We start from the raw sequence: 14,753 nt of genomic DNA, 5'->3' as shown, positions 1-14,753 counted from the left end.
GCGCGTCGGCGCGTGACGGACAGCGCGGCCGCGCGGGGCGGGCAGCGCGTCGGCGCGGGGCGCCGGCCGGGGTTTCCGCTCAGCCGCGCAACGGGCCGGCCCGGGCCGCGGATGCCGTGACCCGGGACATCCCGGGTAGGGGCGTGAACGTCACCTCGACGGTCACCAGCACGTCCAGCCCGTCGAGGCGACAGTCGATCAGCCGACCACCGTTGCGTCCGGCGATGTCACCGGCGGACGCGCAGGCCCGCACGTCCCCGTCGAGCGCCTGGGCGGCCCCGGCGAGGGCACCGAGATCGGCTGCCAGCGCCGCCCGCTGACGCGCCATCCCCGTTGCGGCGACGGCAGCGCCGAACGTCCCGAACAGCACGAAGACCAGACCGATCGCCAGGAGCAGGACGCTCGCACCACCTCGCTCCGCCTCCAGCGGGCCACCGTCGACTCGCTCGGCGTTCGGTTCACGACCGAAGCGGTGCGACCATCTGCCAGGCCGTCGCAGGCCGAAGCGGTGCGACCACCTGCCAGGTCGTCGCAGACCGAAGCGGTGCGACCATCTGCCAGGCCGTCGCAGACCTGAGCGGTGCGACCACCTGTCAGGTCGTCGCCGGCCGGAGCGGGGTGGCGAACGATCAGTTCGTCGCACTGCCGACTCCCTCGGCGGCACCCGGTTCCATCGCCGCGACGGCGGTGGCGGACACGGTGATCCGCCCCAGCCGGCCGCCCAGCGTCCGGACGGGTGCGCGTACCGTCGCCCGGACCCGCTCGCCGTCGATCGTCACGGACACCTCAGCCCCCGACGGTCCCGCAGGCCCGCCTTCCGCGCCTCGGGCGGCGGCCAGCGCCGCCTCCCGGGCGGTGTGCAGACAGCTCGCCTGGGTACTGACCGCGTTGACGGCGGTCAGCCCGGCCAGCAGGAGCAGGAGCAGCGCCGGCAGACCGGCCGCCAGTTCGGCGGTGAACGACCCTCGGTCCCCGCCGGCGGCCCGTACCGCAGCGCGGGATCTGACCCCGCCACCAGCCGCAGGCCCGGACCTCGGATCGCGGCCGACCTGCCGGCGCCCGATCACTTCAACGCCCGGTCGATGACGGCGGTCAACGCCGACTGGACGTTGCCGGAGGTCAACACCTTCAACAGGATCCCGGCGAATGCGACCGCCGCGAGCGTGCCGACGGCGTACTCGGCCGTGTTCATCCCGGCGTCGCCCCGCAGGCGGCCGATGAGTTTGCGCATGGCTGTTCCCTTTCTCGATGGGTCAGAGCACGTCGCCGAGGACAGCGACGATCACCGGCACCAGGCCGGCGAGAATGAACGCCGGCAGGAAGCAGAGCCCCAGCGGCAGCACGATGAGTACGCCCGCCCGACGGGCCGACGCCTCAGCGGCGGTGCCCCGGTCGGCACGCAGGTCGTCGGCGAGCCGGGTCAGTGCGCCGGCCAGGGCAGCGCCGCTGTTGGACGAGCGCAACGCGGCTGCCGCCAACCGCTCCGCACCCGGCACCCCGTCCAGCGCGGACCACGCCTCCGCCGGACCGCCACCGAGCAGCAGGATGCGACCGACCCTGGCCAGCCTGCCGGCGAGTGGGCCGTCCAACGCGTCCGCGACGGCCAGCACCGAACGGTCCACCGGGGCACCCGCCCGCATCGCCGCTGCCAACAGGTCGGCGGCGAGCGGCAGGTCGGCGGCCTCCCGTAGCCGGCGCCTGCGGACGGCCGGCGGCTCGATCCGGCGCAGCCCCCCGTCCAGCAGGTACGCGGCCACGACCCCGCCGAGCAGCCCGAACCACCCTTCGACGACCACGGCCACGGCGAGCCCACCCAGGCCCGCCGCGAGCCGGATGGCGTCCGGCCGTCGCTTGGGGGACCCGCAGTCCGTTGCCGGCCCGCTCGCCGATCCACGCTGGGACATCAGGCGACCTGCCCCGGCGTGGCGCCCAGCCGCTCCGCCCAGAGCAGGCCGACCACTTGGAGGGCGACAGCGATGACCGCGCAGATCCCGCCGACCGTGTCGTGCAGGAGCACCGCCACGGGATCGACTCCGATGCCGTACCCGAGGCCGATCCCACCGACCGGCAGGGCCGCCAACAACCAGGCCGTCGCCCGGGCCCCGGCCGCCTGCGCCGCGGCGGCGGCCAGCCCTCGGTCGGCGGCCCGCGCGTCCGCCTCGATCCGCTCGACCAGTTCCGCCAGCGGTGCGCCCGTCCGGTCCGCCAGCCGCACCGCGGCCGTGGTCAGCTGTCGGAGCCGGTCCGAGCCGCCGGTCGAGGCGATCTCGATGACCGACGGCACGGGCAGGCCGGCCCGCAGGTCCGCCGCGAGGCCACAGAGCTGGTCCAACCCACGCCGCCGCACCCGCTCGGCGCGCCGGCTGGCCCGCCGTCGCAACAGGCCACGCGCGACAAGCGTGCCGTACCCGCCCATCACGACCCCTGCGACCGGACCGGCGGCCACCGCGCCGACGAGGGCCCCCAAAAGGCAGACCAGCAGCAGTACGCGCGCCGGTCGCGCCCCTGCCGACCCGCCACCGTCCCGGCCGTCCGAGCCGGCGATCGGGGTCTGACCGTCGCCGGGCCGGACCGTCGCCATCGCACCCGACCTGCGGCTCCGCTCCTCGACGTCGGATGCCGTGCGGCTGCTGGCAACGTCGACCGACAGGCCGACGAGACCATCGACCTCGGGTTCGCGGACACCGATCGTCGGCACGGCCGGGGAGTCCCCCGAGCACGGCTCCGCGTCCACGACCGCCGTGCCCGGCCTGGTGGTACCAGCCGGACGCCGGGGATCCCGACGGGTCGGCGGACGAGCCGGACCCGGCGGACGCGTCGGTCCCGCCGACCCGCCCCCTGCCCCCGCCCACCTCGCGCCACTCGGAGTGTCCCGGATGGACCGGGCCGCCAGCGCCTGCCCGCCGCGAGGCCCCGCACCGGACGACGACTGCGGCGGACCACCCGGGGCCGGCGGCTCTCCGGGTACGCGACCGAGCTCCCTGATCCACTGCACGAGGGCGTCGTCCGGATCACCGCCGGCGGTGCCATCCCCCACGGCCAGCACCCGACGGCGGCGAGCCCGGATGGTCCGCACGGGCCACGCCACCAGGACCGCGGCGCCCACGAGCAGCACCACCGCCAGCATCGATCCGCCGGTCATGCCGGACCCGCCGTTCCGGGCCACGGCTCGCCGAGGATCGGTGGCACCGCCACGCCCCGTTCGCGCAACAGCGCGCCCAGCGCACGCGCGGCCTGCCCCAGGCCACGACCACGCACCCAGGCGGGAACCACGGTGACCAGCCGATCCGGCCCCTCCGGAAGCAGCAGACAGATCGACTCCAGGACCCGTCCCCGGTCGCCCCGTCGTACCTGAAAAAGGACCTGCAACGCCGCGACCACCTGTGCGTGCAGTGCGGCCCGGGGCAGCCCGCCCAGCATGCCGAGCGCCTCCAGCCGCGCCGGTACGTCGGAGGGCGCGTTGGCGTGCAACGTGCCGGCGCCACCGTCGTGGCCGGTGTTGAGCGCGGCCAGCAGGTCGACCACCTCGCCGCCCCGGCACTCGCCCACCACCAACCGGTCCGGACGCATCCGCAGCGCCTGCCGGACCAGGTCACCGAGGCCGACCACGCCCGACCCCTCGACGTTCGCGGTACGCGCCTGGAGCCCCACCACGTGCGGATGCCCCGGGCGCAGCTCGGCGGCGTCCTCCACCAGCACGATCCGCTCGGTCGCCGGCACCAGGGCGAGCAGCGTGTTGAGCAGGGTCGTCTTCCCCGAGCCGGTACCACCGGTCACCAGGTACGCCAGCCGGGCGGCGACCACGGCGGCGAGCACGGGAGCCACCGGTCGGGGCACCGTCCCCTGGCGCACCAACTCGTCCAGGGTGAACGGGCGGTGCCGGAAGGTGCGCAGCGACAGGTAGGGCCCCTCGGTCGCCACCGGAGGCAGTACGGCGTGCAGCCGGGTGCCGTCGGCGAGCCGCGCGTCCGCGTACGGGGAGCCGTCGTCGAGCCGCCGTCCGGCGCTGGCGATCAGCCGCTGCGCCAACCGGCGGACGTCCTCCACGGTGCCCACCGGCACCGGCACCTGGTGCAGTCCCGCTCCCCGGTCCACCCACACGCGTACGCCGTTGACCAGCACATCGGTCACCTCCGGGTCGGCCAGCAGCGGTGCCAGCGGCCCGGCGCCGACCAGGTCGTCGTGCACCCGGTCAGCGATGCGCAACACGGCGGTGTCGCCGAGCACGGCGGCGGCGGGTTCCGCGCGTACGGCGGAGACGATCGCCGCCGGCGTGACGGGGCTGGTCGCACCGGCGATGCGCTGCCGCACCCGGGCGGCCAGGGAGGCGTCCTCCGGCCGGCCCGTCATGCCGCACCTACCGCGGGTACACCCGTGAGATCGGCGACGATCCGTTGGCAGAGCGCCGCCAGCGGACCCTTCCCGGCGGCGGCCGGCGCCTCGCCCCGTTCCAGCCCTCGACACAGCCCCGGCTCGGGGCGCAGCGTGCCGGCGAGGGGAAGCCCGAGCGCCCGCGCCACCTCGGTGGCACGCAATCGACCCGGGGCGGGCCCGCGCACCACCACCGAGAGCGCGGAGCAGTGCGGCGCCGCGGCGGCCACCACCCGGGCGGCAGCGGCGGTGGCGCGCAGCTCCGCCGGCACGACGACGTACGCCTGGTCGGCCGCCTGCAACGCGACCACGGCGGCGTCGTCCAACTGGCGGGGCAGGTCGATGACCACGAAGTCCCGGCCACGTCGGGCGGCGTCGACGGTCGCCGCCATCGCCGACGCGGGCAACGCCAGCAGGTCGCCGCGATCCCAGGAGAGCACCACCAGGTCGCCCCGGCTGGGCAACGCCCGGACCAGCGCCGGGGCGTCGACCCGCCCGTCGGCACCGGTGAGTGACGGCCAGCGCAGCCCCTCAAGCTGCTCCCAACCGAGTACGAGGTCGAGGCCACCGCCGAGCGGATCGGCGTCGACCAGCAGGGTGCGCAGCCGTGCCCGCGCCGCGGTGACGGCCAGTCCACCCGCGAGCACACTCGCACCGGCACCTCCGCGCCCGCCGAGCAGCGCCACGATCCGCGCACCGGAGCCATCGGCCTCGCCGGAACTGTGCTCGGCGAACCGATCCACCAGCCAGGGTTCGGCAGTCGGCAACGTGGCGACATGCTCCGCGCCGACCAGCTCGGCGATCTGCCAGCCAGGGTCGAGCTCACCGGCCCGGCCCACCAGCACCAGGCGGGGGCGATGTGGCAGCCGGGCCCGCAGGCACGCCTGCGCCTGGTCGGCACCGAGCAGGACCAGTGGCGCGGGGAGCCAGCGGGTGCGGGCCGCCGCCGGATCGGCGGCCAGGTCCACCTCGGTGCCGCCGGCGGCGGCGAGCCGGAGCAGATCGTCGAGCAGGTCATCGTCGCCGGTGACGAGCAGGGGAAGTCGTCGGGACGGGGGCGGAACGGAGGTACGGGGTGGCATCGCGGCCTCCAGCGGTCGGCTCGGTTGTGCCGCCGACACTGCTCTCGACCTGGCCCCGGCCACCGCCCCAGACGAGGCGCCTGTGGATAACGCAGGCACCTGTGGACAACGCCCGCCGGGACGGTGGATCTGCTATGCGCGCGGATTGCCGCGCAGCCAGCGTGGCTGCTCACGAAATGCGGCGGACGCCCGGCGGATGACCGGCCTCGGAAACGCGCGGGATCATGGGGGGTCGTTCCCTGACCGTCGTGAAGCTGGGCGCACGGAGCAAGGCCGGCCGGCCGTGGACGCCTACGGGCTGCTCGGACTGCTCACGTCTGCTGTTGGCGCAGCTCACCGACGGCTAGCGGTTCCTCAGGGACGAACGGAACGCCGCCTGCGGCAGCAGGCAGAGCAGCCGTCCGCGTTGATGACCTGCCGGTGATCCGCCACTGGTAACCCCGAACGGGCTGTGCCGGCAGCAGCGGCACCAGCACAGCCCACTCGTGGTTCTTCAAATCTTCTCGTGCCACGCAGGTCTAACTAACGAGACTCTCATTCTGCGGGAGATTTCCTGAAGTAGCAGAAAGGAAGTAAGGCAGGCTCCAAGACTGATCACTGGGCCAATAGTCCGCATTGTATAGAGACACCTTGCGGGTGAAGTCCGTGACGAGGAGACCGCCGGTGTTGGCGCTCCAGATGAACTCGGAAGTTGATTGCCACCGGAACTCGATTATGGACCCGTCGCAGGAGGCGCTGATCACCCGGGAGATGGTCACTTGCTTCAGGCAGCGTCCGGTCGCCTCGTTGCGCAGCAAGAAGGATCCCGGGTAGGCGTCGAGGAATTGCAGTTGCCACCGCTGCGGCCCATTGCACCCGGTAAAGGTGTAGACGCGGGTGCTCCAGTCGGTGGCCAGGCAATCCAATGTTGCCGCGTTCCTCAGGTACGTCCACGACGTGTAGGCGTCCGCGCTAGCCGGTGCGGCGGACGAAACGACCAGGGCACCAGCCGCTGCGACGCTGGCCAGCATTCCAGCAGCAATACGGCTTAATCGACGCCTCATTGCAAATCTCATGTCTCTCACTCTCTACTCGTCCGGACGGACGCATCCATGATCACAATCATGACGGTCTACGCCATTTTTTGCTGTCCCGTCTGCCGTCAACCGGCCCACGGGGAGCGGGCTACCACCCGGCCCTCCACGTCAAGGCGGCCTTGACGCACGTTTGGACGCTGGCGGGTCGGCCCGTGGCCCCGATGGGGAGCATCGATGGCCGGCTGAGTTCACCACCGAACGGGAGGCCGTCGCCTGCGTGGCGACAAAGGCTGTCGGCGGGATGCGATTTCACGATCTGCGGCGCGCCAACGCCACCTGGCCCGGGATGGCGTGCAAGATTCCGGCAGTCGTCACCGGGACCTAGGAAACCCAGGCTCTGCCCTGATCTGCCTGCCTCAACCTCGCCGGCGGCTCAGCGGCACATCCCGCCAGCAGTCCGCGTGACTCGCCCGTCTCCCCGATCGACGCACAGTTCACTTGTCGTGCGATCGATCCAGTAGGTCTGCCCGCGTTCGATGAACACTGGCTGGTCCAGGTGGAACCATCGGCCAACGGTGTCCACCAGCGTCAGGCGCTCGGCTGTCTCCCGCTGCGGCATCACGTTCTCCTGCCTACTGGTCCTGGCAACCCGGGCACGGCCGCACCTGGTCGGGAGCGCTTCCAGCAGAAAGGGACGACCCCCGTCGGGGGGAGACGGGGGTCGTCGAAGGTTCGGCTCCGGGGGGGTCGAGCCGAACCACTCAGCGGTCACGGGGGGTGCAACCGCTGAGGGTCTGTCTGTTTTCGTGGATGTGAAAGCTCGTCGTACCGACAAGTCTGCCTGAGCGCGCCCGTCACGTCGAGTGGTGCCGTCTCCACTCACTGCGAAATTATCCTCGCGCAGTGTGAGCGTGATCACGCGGAGCGGAGATGGCGGTGGCGGCCCGCAGGTCTGAGGGGTGGCGTGACCCCGGGCACCCGCCGACGATAGACCATCGGGCTAGACTTTCGCGCCGTGGGCCGAAGTGCCGCTTTCTTCGATCTGGACAAGACCGTCATCGCCAAGTCGAGCGCCCTGGCGTTCGGTCGGCCGTTCTACCGGGACGGGCTGATCACCCGGCGAGACGTGGTCAAGTCGGCGTACGCGCAGCTGATGTTCCGGCTGGGCGGCACCGACGAGCAGACCATGGCCCGAACACGGGACTACCTGGCTGCGCTCTGCAAGGGCTGGCAGGTGGAGCAGGTCCGTCAGATCGTCGCGGAGACGCTGCACGAGCTGATCAACCCTTACGTGTACGCCGAGGCCGCCGCCCTGATCGTGGAGCACCAGGCGGCCGGGCGGGACGTGGTGCTGGTGTCGGCGTCCGGCGAGGAGATGGTCCGGCCGATCGGTGAGCTGCTCGGGGTGACCGACGTGATCGCGACCCGGATGACGGTGCGCGATGGCCGGTACAGCGGCGAGGTCGAGTTCTACGCGGCCGGTCCGAGCAAGGTCGAGGCGGTCACGGAGTTGGCGGCCGCGCGGGACTACGACCTGGCCGACTCGTACGCCTACTCCGACTCGTACAGCGATCGTCCGCTGTTGGAGTGCGTGGGTCACCCGAGTGTGGTGAACCCGGATCGGCAGTTGCGGCGGCTGGCGTCGGAGAACGCGTGGCCGGTGTTGGAGTTCCGGCACCCGATCCCGCTGGGCCGTCGGCTGCGGGAGCGTCCGGCCGTCCCGGTGGCCGCGGCGGCTCTGGGTGTCGGTGTGGGTGTGGCCATCGGCATCGCCTGGTACGGCCGGCACCGCCGCACCCGAGCCGCCACAGCCTGACCTCACCCCACCGCGTCGATCATGGAGTTGTGGCGGGCAGATTAACCAGTTGTGCGCCCTTTGCCGGCGCGACAACTGCAAGATCGACGCCGTCAGTGGGGGGCGGTCAGGCGGCGGCGAGGATCTCGTCGCCGATGGCGGTCAGCTGGTCGGCGCCGACCTCGACGGCGGCCATGTAGTGGCGGAGCCAGGAGCGCAGGCCGTCGGGGGTGCCGGTGGCGAAGGCGCCGGCCGATCCGACGTACTCCGGTTCCCGCTCGCGGTGACCGACGTCGACGCCGAGCAGGCCGCGCGGGTCGAGACCGCTGGAGAGCAGCACCAGGCGGGCGGCGCCACGGGCGACCACGCCGGACGGGCCGGCGAAGGGGCGCAGGTTGAGCAGTTCGCCGTGTACGACGGCGGCGAGTACCAGCGGGGAGACCTTCGTGCCGCCGGCGACCAGGCCGGCGAGCCCGTCGAGGCGGGCGGCGACCACCGGGTCGGCGACCGGGCGGCCCAACTCGGCCTCGGACACGATGTCGCGGGCGGCGAGGACGTGCAGTTTGGCGAGGGCCTGCCGGGGGGCCCTGGGCCAGAGTTCGCTCAGTCCGGGCAGCGCCCCGGCGACCCGTAGCGCCCCCTGGAGCACCGGGTCGGTGACGGTGCCGGCACGGACCTCCTCGCGCTCGTGCACGGCTCCTTCGAGGGCGGCGCTGGCCACCGCGGAGCGCAGGCTGACCTCGGCCGCTACCTGTCCGCCGTTGCGGCGCAGCGCGCGGTGCCCGAGCGCCTGGTCGAAGCGCTCGCGGGCCTGCTCGACGGCGGAGGGGATGTCGGCGAGCGCGAGCAGGGGGGCAAGCGGATCGGTGGTCACCCCGCCACGCTAGCGACCCGGCCCGGCGCGGCGGGCCGCACCCGCCGGCAACGCGACCCGTACCACCCGGCCGTCGCACACGGCCGCGACCTTGTCGCGGCCGGTGTCCCCGGGAGTCCGGACAGACCAGCCGGGCGTCGTGGGCGGCCGATCGGGGCAGGGCCGGGGTGTACGACGGGCCGTCGGGCGCGCGGCGGTGGCCGCTCGGCGCGACGGAGTGGGCGGCGGTCGCCGCTCGGGGGGCCCACGACTACCCTCGTGCCCACGAGACGCGGGTCACCCTGAGGACGAGGAGTCACGGCATGAGCGAGGCGTTGGCCAATCTGCTGAACGAGACGCGCCAGTTCCCCCCGCCGGCCGAGCTCGCCGCGCACGCGAACGTCACCGTCGACGCGTACGCCGAGGCAGAGGCCGACCGGCTCGCGTTCTGGGCGAAGCAGGCCGACCGGCTGGCGTGGTCGAAGAAGTGGGACGAGGTGCTCGACTGGTCGAACCCGCCGTTCGCGAAGTGGTTCGTCGGTGGGCAGCTCAACGTGGCGTACAACTGTCTGGACCGGCACGTCGAGGCGGGCCGCGGCGACAAGGTCGCGATCCACTGGGAGGGCGAGCCGGGTGACACCCGCACCATCACGTACAAGGATCTGCACGAGCTGACCTGCCGGGCGGCGAACGCGCTCACCGACCTGGGTGTGACCGCCGGCGACCGGGTGGCGATCTACCTGCCGATGATCCCGGAGGCGGCGGTGGCGATGCTGGCGTGCGCCCGGATCGGGGCCGCGCACAGTGTGGTCTTCGGCGGCTTCTCCGCCGACTCGTTGAGCAACCGGATCCAGGACGCCAGCGCCAAGGTCGTGATCACCGCGGACGGCGGTTACCGGCGGGGCAAGCCGTCGGCGTTGAAGCCGACGGTGGACGAGGCGGTGGCGAACTGCCCGTCGATCGAGCACGTGCTCGTGGTCCGCCGCACCGGCGAGGACGTGGCCTGGACGGAGAAGGACCACTGGTGGCACGAGACGGTGGAGACGGCGTCGGCCGAGCACACCGCGCAGCCGTTCGACGCCGAGCACCCGCTGTTCATCCTCTACACCAGCGGCACGACGGCCCGGCCGAAGGGCATCCTGCACACCACCGGCGGCTACCTCACCCAGGCGTCGTACACCACCCACGCGGTGTTCGACCTGAAGCCGGAGACGGACGTCTACTGGTGCACCGCCGACATCGGCTGGGTGACCGGGCACTCGTACATCGTGTACGGCCCGCTCTCCAACGGCGCCACCCAGGTGATGTACGAGGGCACCCCGGACACCCCGAACAAGGGCAGGTTCTGGGAGATCATCGACAGGTACGGCGTCAGCATCCTCTACACCGCCCCGACCCTGATCCGGACGATGATGAAGTGGGGCGACGACATTCCGGCCGGGTTCGACCTGTCGTCGCTGCGCCTGCTGGGCAGCGTCGGCGAGCCGATCAACCCGGAGGCGTGGATGTGGTACCGGAAGCACATCGGCCGGGATGAGCTGCCCGTCGTGGACACCTGGTGGCAGACCGAGACGGGTTCGATCATGATCTCCCCGCTGCCGGGTGTGACGGCGGCGAAGCCGGGGTCGGCGATGACCCCGTTGCCGGGCATCGTGGCGGACGTGGTGGACGACCAGGGCCAGTCGGTGCCGAACGGCGGTGGCGGTTACCTGGTGCTGCGTGAGCCGTGGCCGTCGATGCTGCGCACCATCTGGGGTGACGACAACCGGTTCATCGAGACGTACTGGTCGCGGTTCGAGGGGATGTACTTCGCCGGGGACGGCGCGAAGAAGGACGACGACGGGCACATCTGGCTGCTCGGCCGGGTGGACGACGTGATGCTGGTGTCCGGCCACAACATCTCCACCACGGAGGTGGAGTCGGCGTTGGTGTCGCACCCGTCGGTGGCCGAGGCGGCGGTGGTCGGCGCGACCGACCCGACGACCGGTCAGGCGATCGTCGCGTTCGCCATTCCGCGCGGCAGCACGGACATCGCCGGCGAGGCCGGTGAGCAGCTCATCGCGGACCTGCGCAACCATGTGGCGAAGACGCTCGGCCCGATCGCCAAGCCGCGGCAGATCATGCTGGTGCCGGAGCTGCCGAAGACCCGCTCCGGCAAGATCATGCGTCGGTTGCTGCGGGACGTGGCGGAGAACCGGTCGCTCGGCGACGTGACGACGTTGCAGGACTCGTCGGTGATGGAGCTGATCTCCTCGGGGATGAGCGGCGCGAAGTCCGACGAGGACTGACGGCAGGCGTACCCCGGCGGGGGGTGGCGGTCCGGACGGACCGTCACCCCCCGCCGTCGTCTGTGGAGGTACGGCCGGAAACGCTCCCAGTCGATCTCGGACATCGACTGTCCGTGCGAAGACGCGCAGATAACGCATCGATCACGATCCCGCCGTTTGGCTTGTTTCTCATTTAGTTTCACGCGCGTCGGGTGTTGTCGATGCGCCCTCACCGCGCCTCGGGACCGACCGACTTCCTCCGCCCATGCCGAGAACGGAGTGGCATGAACAAGAACTCCCAACCGGGGTCGCGTCGACGACTACTCGTCGCGTTACCCGCCATTGCCCTCGCGGCCACCACACTGACCGTGGGTGGCAGCGCGGCGGCCCAGTCGGCGTCCGGCACCCCCCGGGCGGTGATCGGCGCCGACGAGTACTACATCAACTACGCCGAGCCCGAGGTGCAGCCGGACACCGCCGGCCGCGAGGTCAAGGGCAAGGGCGGCGTGTACACGCCCGCCGCCGACGCCGCTCGCGCGTTCGACCAGAAGCACGCGCGGGGCAACCCGGTCACCGCCAAGCAGTTGGCGAAGATCGAGGCCAAGTCGATCCAGACCGGCAAGAACCCCCGCAAGATCAAGCAGGCGCCGACCACGCAGACGGCGAAGCTGCTGACGCTGCTCGTCGAGTTCAACGACAAGGCGAACGACGACTTCACGAACGTGATGGTCCCGAAGACCGTGTTCGAGGACCGCACCTGCGTGCCGGGCACCGTGCAGAACGGCCCGAAGCACAACAAGATCCCGGACCCGGGCAGGCTTCCGCACGAGGACAACAACTCGATGTGGGTGCCGGACTTCTCGCCGTCGCACTACAACAAGATGCTCTACAGCAAGAAGGGCATCACCGAGCGGGTCCGCAAGGACCTCAAGGGCCCGGACGGCAAGAAGGGTGTCGACATCTCCGGTCGCACCATGCACAACATGTACCTGGAGATGTCCAAGAACGCGTACACCGTCGACGGGCAGGCCAGCCCGTGGATCACGGTGCCGCACTCGGAGGGCTGGTACGCGGCCAACCGCTGCACCCAGGACGAGAACGGCAACTGGGTTCCCGGCCGGGAGCAGTCGATGAACGGCCACCCGGACAACCCGGCCGGCGCGGGCCGGCTGGCGGGCGACGCGATCGAGGCGCTCGCCGCGAAGGACCCGAACTTCCCGTGGGCCGACTACGACATCGAGGACCAGGCCGACCGCGACGGTGACGGCAACCTCTTCGAGCCGGACGGCGTGATCGACCACCTCGTGCTGGTGCACGCCGGGCAGGGCAAGTCGCGAGGCGGCGGCGACCAGGGCGTGTACGCCGTCTGGGCGCACTCCTCCTCCGTTCCGGGTGGCTACACCATCCCGGGCACCAACCTGAAGGTGTCGAACTACATCGTGCAGCCTGAGGACGCCGGTGTCGGCGTCTTCGCCCACGAGTTCGGTCACGACCTGGGCCTCCCGGACCTCTACGACACGTCCGGCAACGCCGACTCTGACGTGGACTTCTGGGACCTGATGGCCTCGGGCTCGCACTCCGGTGAGATCTTCCAGGCGCTGCCGACACACATGGGCATCTGGGACAAGTGGGTGCTCGGCTGGGCCGACCCGCTGACCATCCGCCCCGGCTCGAACCCGCGTGAGGTCAAGCTCGGCCAGACCTCGCGTACGCCGATCGACTCCGAGGACGGCATCAAGGTCGACCTGCCGGACAAGATCACGACGTTGGCCACGCCGCACAGCGGCACCAAGATGTGGCACAGCAACAACGACCAGAGCTGGGCCGACGTCAAGCTGAGCCGCTCGGTCGACGTGCCCTCGGCCGCCGACGCCAAGTTCTGGATGTGGAACAACTACATCATCGAAGAGGACTGGGACTACGGCTTCGTCGAGCTGTCGACCGACGGCGGCACGACCTGGACCGAGCAGAAGGTCTACGCCGAGGGTGGCGCCGTGGTCACCACGCCTGACAACTACGGTGACCCGAACGGCCGGATGAACGACTTCGGCGGCAAGAAGTACGGCCTGACCGGCAGCACCGACGGCTGGCGTCACGACTACGTCGACCTGTCGGCGTACGCCGGGACCACCGTGCAGGTGCGGCTGCGCCTGGCCACCGACGAGGCGTTCGAGGAGCGCAACTGGTTCGTCGACGACTTCTCGGTCACCGGCGGCGGCGCCACCACCTGGAGCGACGACGTCGAGGGCGGCGACAACGGCTGGACCGCCACCGGCGGCACGTTCGTCGACACCACCGGCGCGGGCTGGAAGGTCTCCAGCGGCGTCGAGACCCACGCGCACTACTACCTGGCCGAGTGGCGCAACTTCGACGGCTTCGACAAGGGCCTGAAGTACGCGTACGACACGATCTACTCCCACGAGGCGTGGAAGGTCGACCGGATCTCGTACAACGCGCCGGGCATGCTGGTCTGGTACCGGGACACCGCGCTCGGCGACGTCAACCACGTCACCGGGCAGATGACCGCGCTGCCCAGCTACGGCGCGAAGGGCGGGCTCCTGATCGTGGACTCGCACTTCGACCCGTACCGGCGCACCGGCGAGGCAGCCGTGAAGGACCCGTCGGTGACGGACAACCTGCCCAGCCGTCCGCAGTCGGCGAACGCGGCGTTCGGCCTCCAGAAGACGTACCCCTTCACGGAGTGCCTGGAGGCGGCGGACGAGCCGTACAGCGCGTACTGCACGAAGTTCAAGGCGCAGAAGCCGGTGAAGTCCTTCACCGACGCCAAGACCTGGTACCCGGGCATCGAGATGCGTGACGGGGCTCCCTACGCCCGGGACAACGACGCGTCGGTCGTGGTGCCGTCGCGGAACAACGCGCCGTACACCACCCGGGTGACCAACCCGGACGGTAGCCCGGCGCCGGAGTTCTACGGTGTGACGCTGGGTGGCGGCGCGATCGTGCTGGGCACCGGTAACCCGGGCGACCAGGGCGTGAACTACGGCGTGTCGCTGACCGTGAAGAAGGCCGCGCGGGACAACTCGTCGGCCACGATCTTCGTCACCCCGGCGAAGAAGTGACCGTTTCACGGTTCTCTATCTGACAACAGCGGTAACGGTGGGGCCGGTGGCGGAGACGCCTCCGGCCCCACTGCCGTTCGGTCGATCAAATTGATCGAAAATCGTCGTTGTAAAGCCGTCCGTACGAGCGCCGCTGGCCAGCATGGCTGATGAAGCGCCGGTGTGTGACGGCGAAAGGCGTCGCAAACAAAATCTTGCAACAAATCGACGCGTGCATCTTCCCACCCGTCCCAGCAGTGTCTATGTTCACCATTGGTCCCACTCGTGGGATCGATCTCCCGCCGGCCTG

Annotated in this window: 12 protein-coding genes and 1 pseudogene; 3 read left to right on the top strand and 10 right to left on the bottom strand. The window is 71.2% G+C overall.

The features are described 5' to 3' along the window. Positions 1–79 precede the first annotated feature (79 nt). From ABZS77_RS03070 to ABZS77_RS03030, 9 genes and pseudogenes are all read right to left on the bottom strand, one after another. Entirely contained in the window at positions 80–427 is a 348-nt protein-coding gene (locus tag ABZS77_RS03070) for an Rv3654c family TadE-like protein (RefSeq protein ID WP_354817142.1), read from the bottom strand. 202 nt (positions 428–629) lie between these two features. Further along, on the bottom strand, positions 630–947 hold the full coding sequence (locus ABZS77_RS03065) for a TadE family type IV pilus minor pilin (RefSeq protein WP_354817139.1): 318 nt from the start codon (positions 945–947) through the stop codon (positions 630–632). 116 nt (positions 948–1,063) lie between these two features. Next, the gene (locus tag ABZS77_RS03060; RefSeq protein WP_151492073.1) at positions 1,064–1,231 is read right to left on the bottom strand and encodes a DUF4244 domain-containing protein; all 168 of its coding nucleotides are present in this window, start codon (positions 1,229–1,231) and stop codon (positions 1,064–1,066) included. Between the two features lie 22 nt (positions 1,232–1,253). Then, entirely contained in the window at positions 1,254–1,904 is a 651-nt protein-coding gene (locus ABZS77_RS03055) for a type II secretion system F family protein (protein WP_354816217.1), read from the bottom strand. After that, positions 1,904–2,497 (bottom strand): annotated as a pseudogene (locus tag ABZS77_RS03050) (hypothetical protein); the annotation flags it as partial. The gene ABZS77_RS03055 and the pseudogene ABZS77_RS03050, both read right to left, overlap by 1 nt. 641 nt (positions 2,498–3,138) lie before the next feature. Beyond that, on the bottom strand, positions 3,139–4,350 hold the full coding sequence (locus ABZS77_RS03045; RefSeq protein ID WP_354816214.1) for a TadA family conjugal transfer-associated ATPase: 1,212 nt from the start codon (positions 4,348–4,350) through the stop codon (positions 3,139–3,141). Then, complete coding sequence (gene ssd / locus ABZS77_RS03040) at positions 4,347–5,453, bottom strand: septum site-determining protein Ssd (RefSeq protein ID WP_354816211.1); 1,107 nt, start codon at positions 5,451–5,453, stop codon at positions 4,347–4,349. The genes ABZS77_RS03045 and ssd overlap by 4 nt, the downstream gene beginning before the upstream one ends. A gap of 518 nt (positions 5,454–5,971) precedes the next feature. Next, on the bottom strand, positions 5,972–6,508 hold the full coding sequence (locus tag ABZS77_RS03035; RefSeq protein WP_354816208.1) for a hypothetical protein: 537 nt from the start codon (positions 6,506–6,508) through the stop codon (positions 5,972–5,974). A 394-nt stretch (positions 6,509–6,902) separates the two neighbouring features. Next, positions 6,903–7,088: a hypothetical protein gene (locus ABZS77_RS03030; RefSeq protein ID WP_354816206.1), complete on the bottom strand. Its 186-nt coding sequence runs from the start codon at positions 7,086–7,088 to the stop codon at positions 6,903–6,905. A gap of 396 nt (positions 7,089–7,484) precedes the next feature. Between ABZS77_RS03030 and ABZS77_RS03025 the strand changes: the two genes are divergently transcribed. Further along, positions 7,485–8,285: an HAD-IB family hydrolase gene (locus ABZS77_RS03025; RefSeq protein WP_354816204.1), complete on the top strand. Its 801-nt coding sequence runs from the start codon at positions 7,485–7,487 to the stop codon at positions 8,283–8,285. Positions 8,286–8,391: 106 nt separating this feature from the next. On the opposite strand, the gene ABZS77_RS03020 is transcribed toward ABZS77_RS03025, so the two are convergent. Further along, entirely contained in the window at positions 8,392–9,138 is a 747-nt protein-coding gene (locus ABZS77_RS03020) for an oxidoreductase (RefSeq protein WP_354816201.1), read from the bottom strand. Positions 9,139–9,440: 302 nt separating this feature from the next. Between ABZS77_RS03020 and acs the strand changes: the two genes are divergently transcribed. Both acs and ABZS77_RS03010 read left to right on the top strand, forming a co-directional pair. Beyond that, positions 9,441–11,405, top strand: a complete 1,965-nt coding sequence (acs, locus tag ABZS77_RS03015; RefSeq protein WP_354816198.1) for an acetate--CoA ligase — start codon at positions 9,441–9,443, stop codon at positions 11,403–11,405. A 263-nt stretch (positions 11,406–11,668) separates the two neighbouring features. After that, complete coding sequence (locus ABZS77_RS03010; protein WP_354816195.1) at positions 11,669–14,464, top strand: immune inhibitor A domain-containing protein; 2,796 nt, start codon at positions 11,669–11,671, stop codon at positions 14,462–14,464. Positions 14,465–14,753: the final 289 nt, after the last annotated feature.

Source organism: Micromonospora sp. NPDC005298 (genome assembly GCF_040607375.1).
GTDB lineage: Bacteria > Actinomycetota > Actinomycetes > Mycobacteriales > Micromonosporaceae > Micromonospora.
Note: the sequence above shows the minus strand (reverse complement) of the source record. Positions and strands in the feature narration are given on the sequence as shown.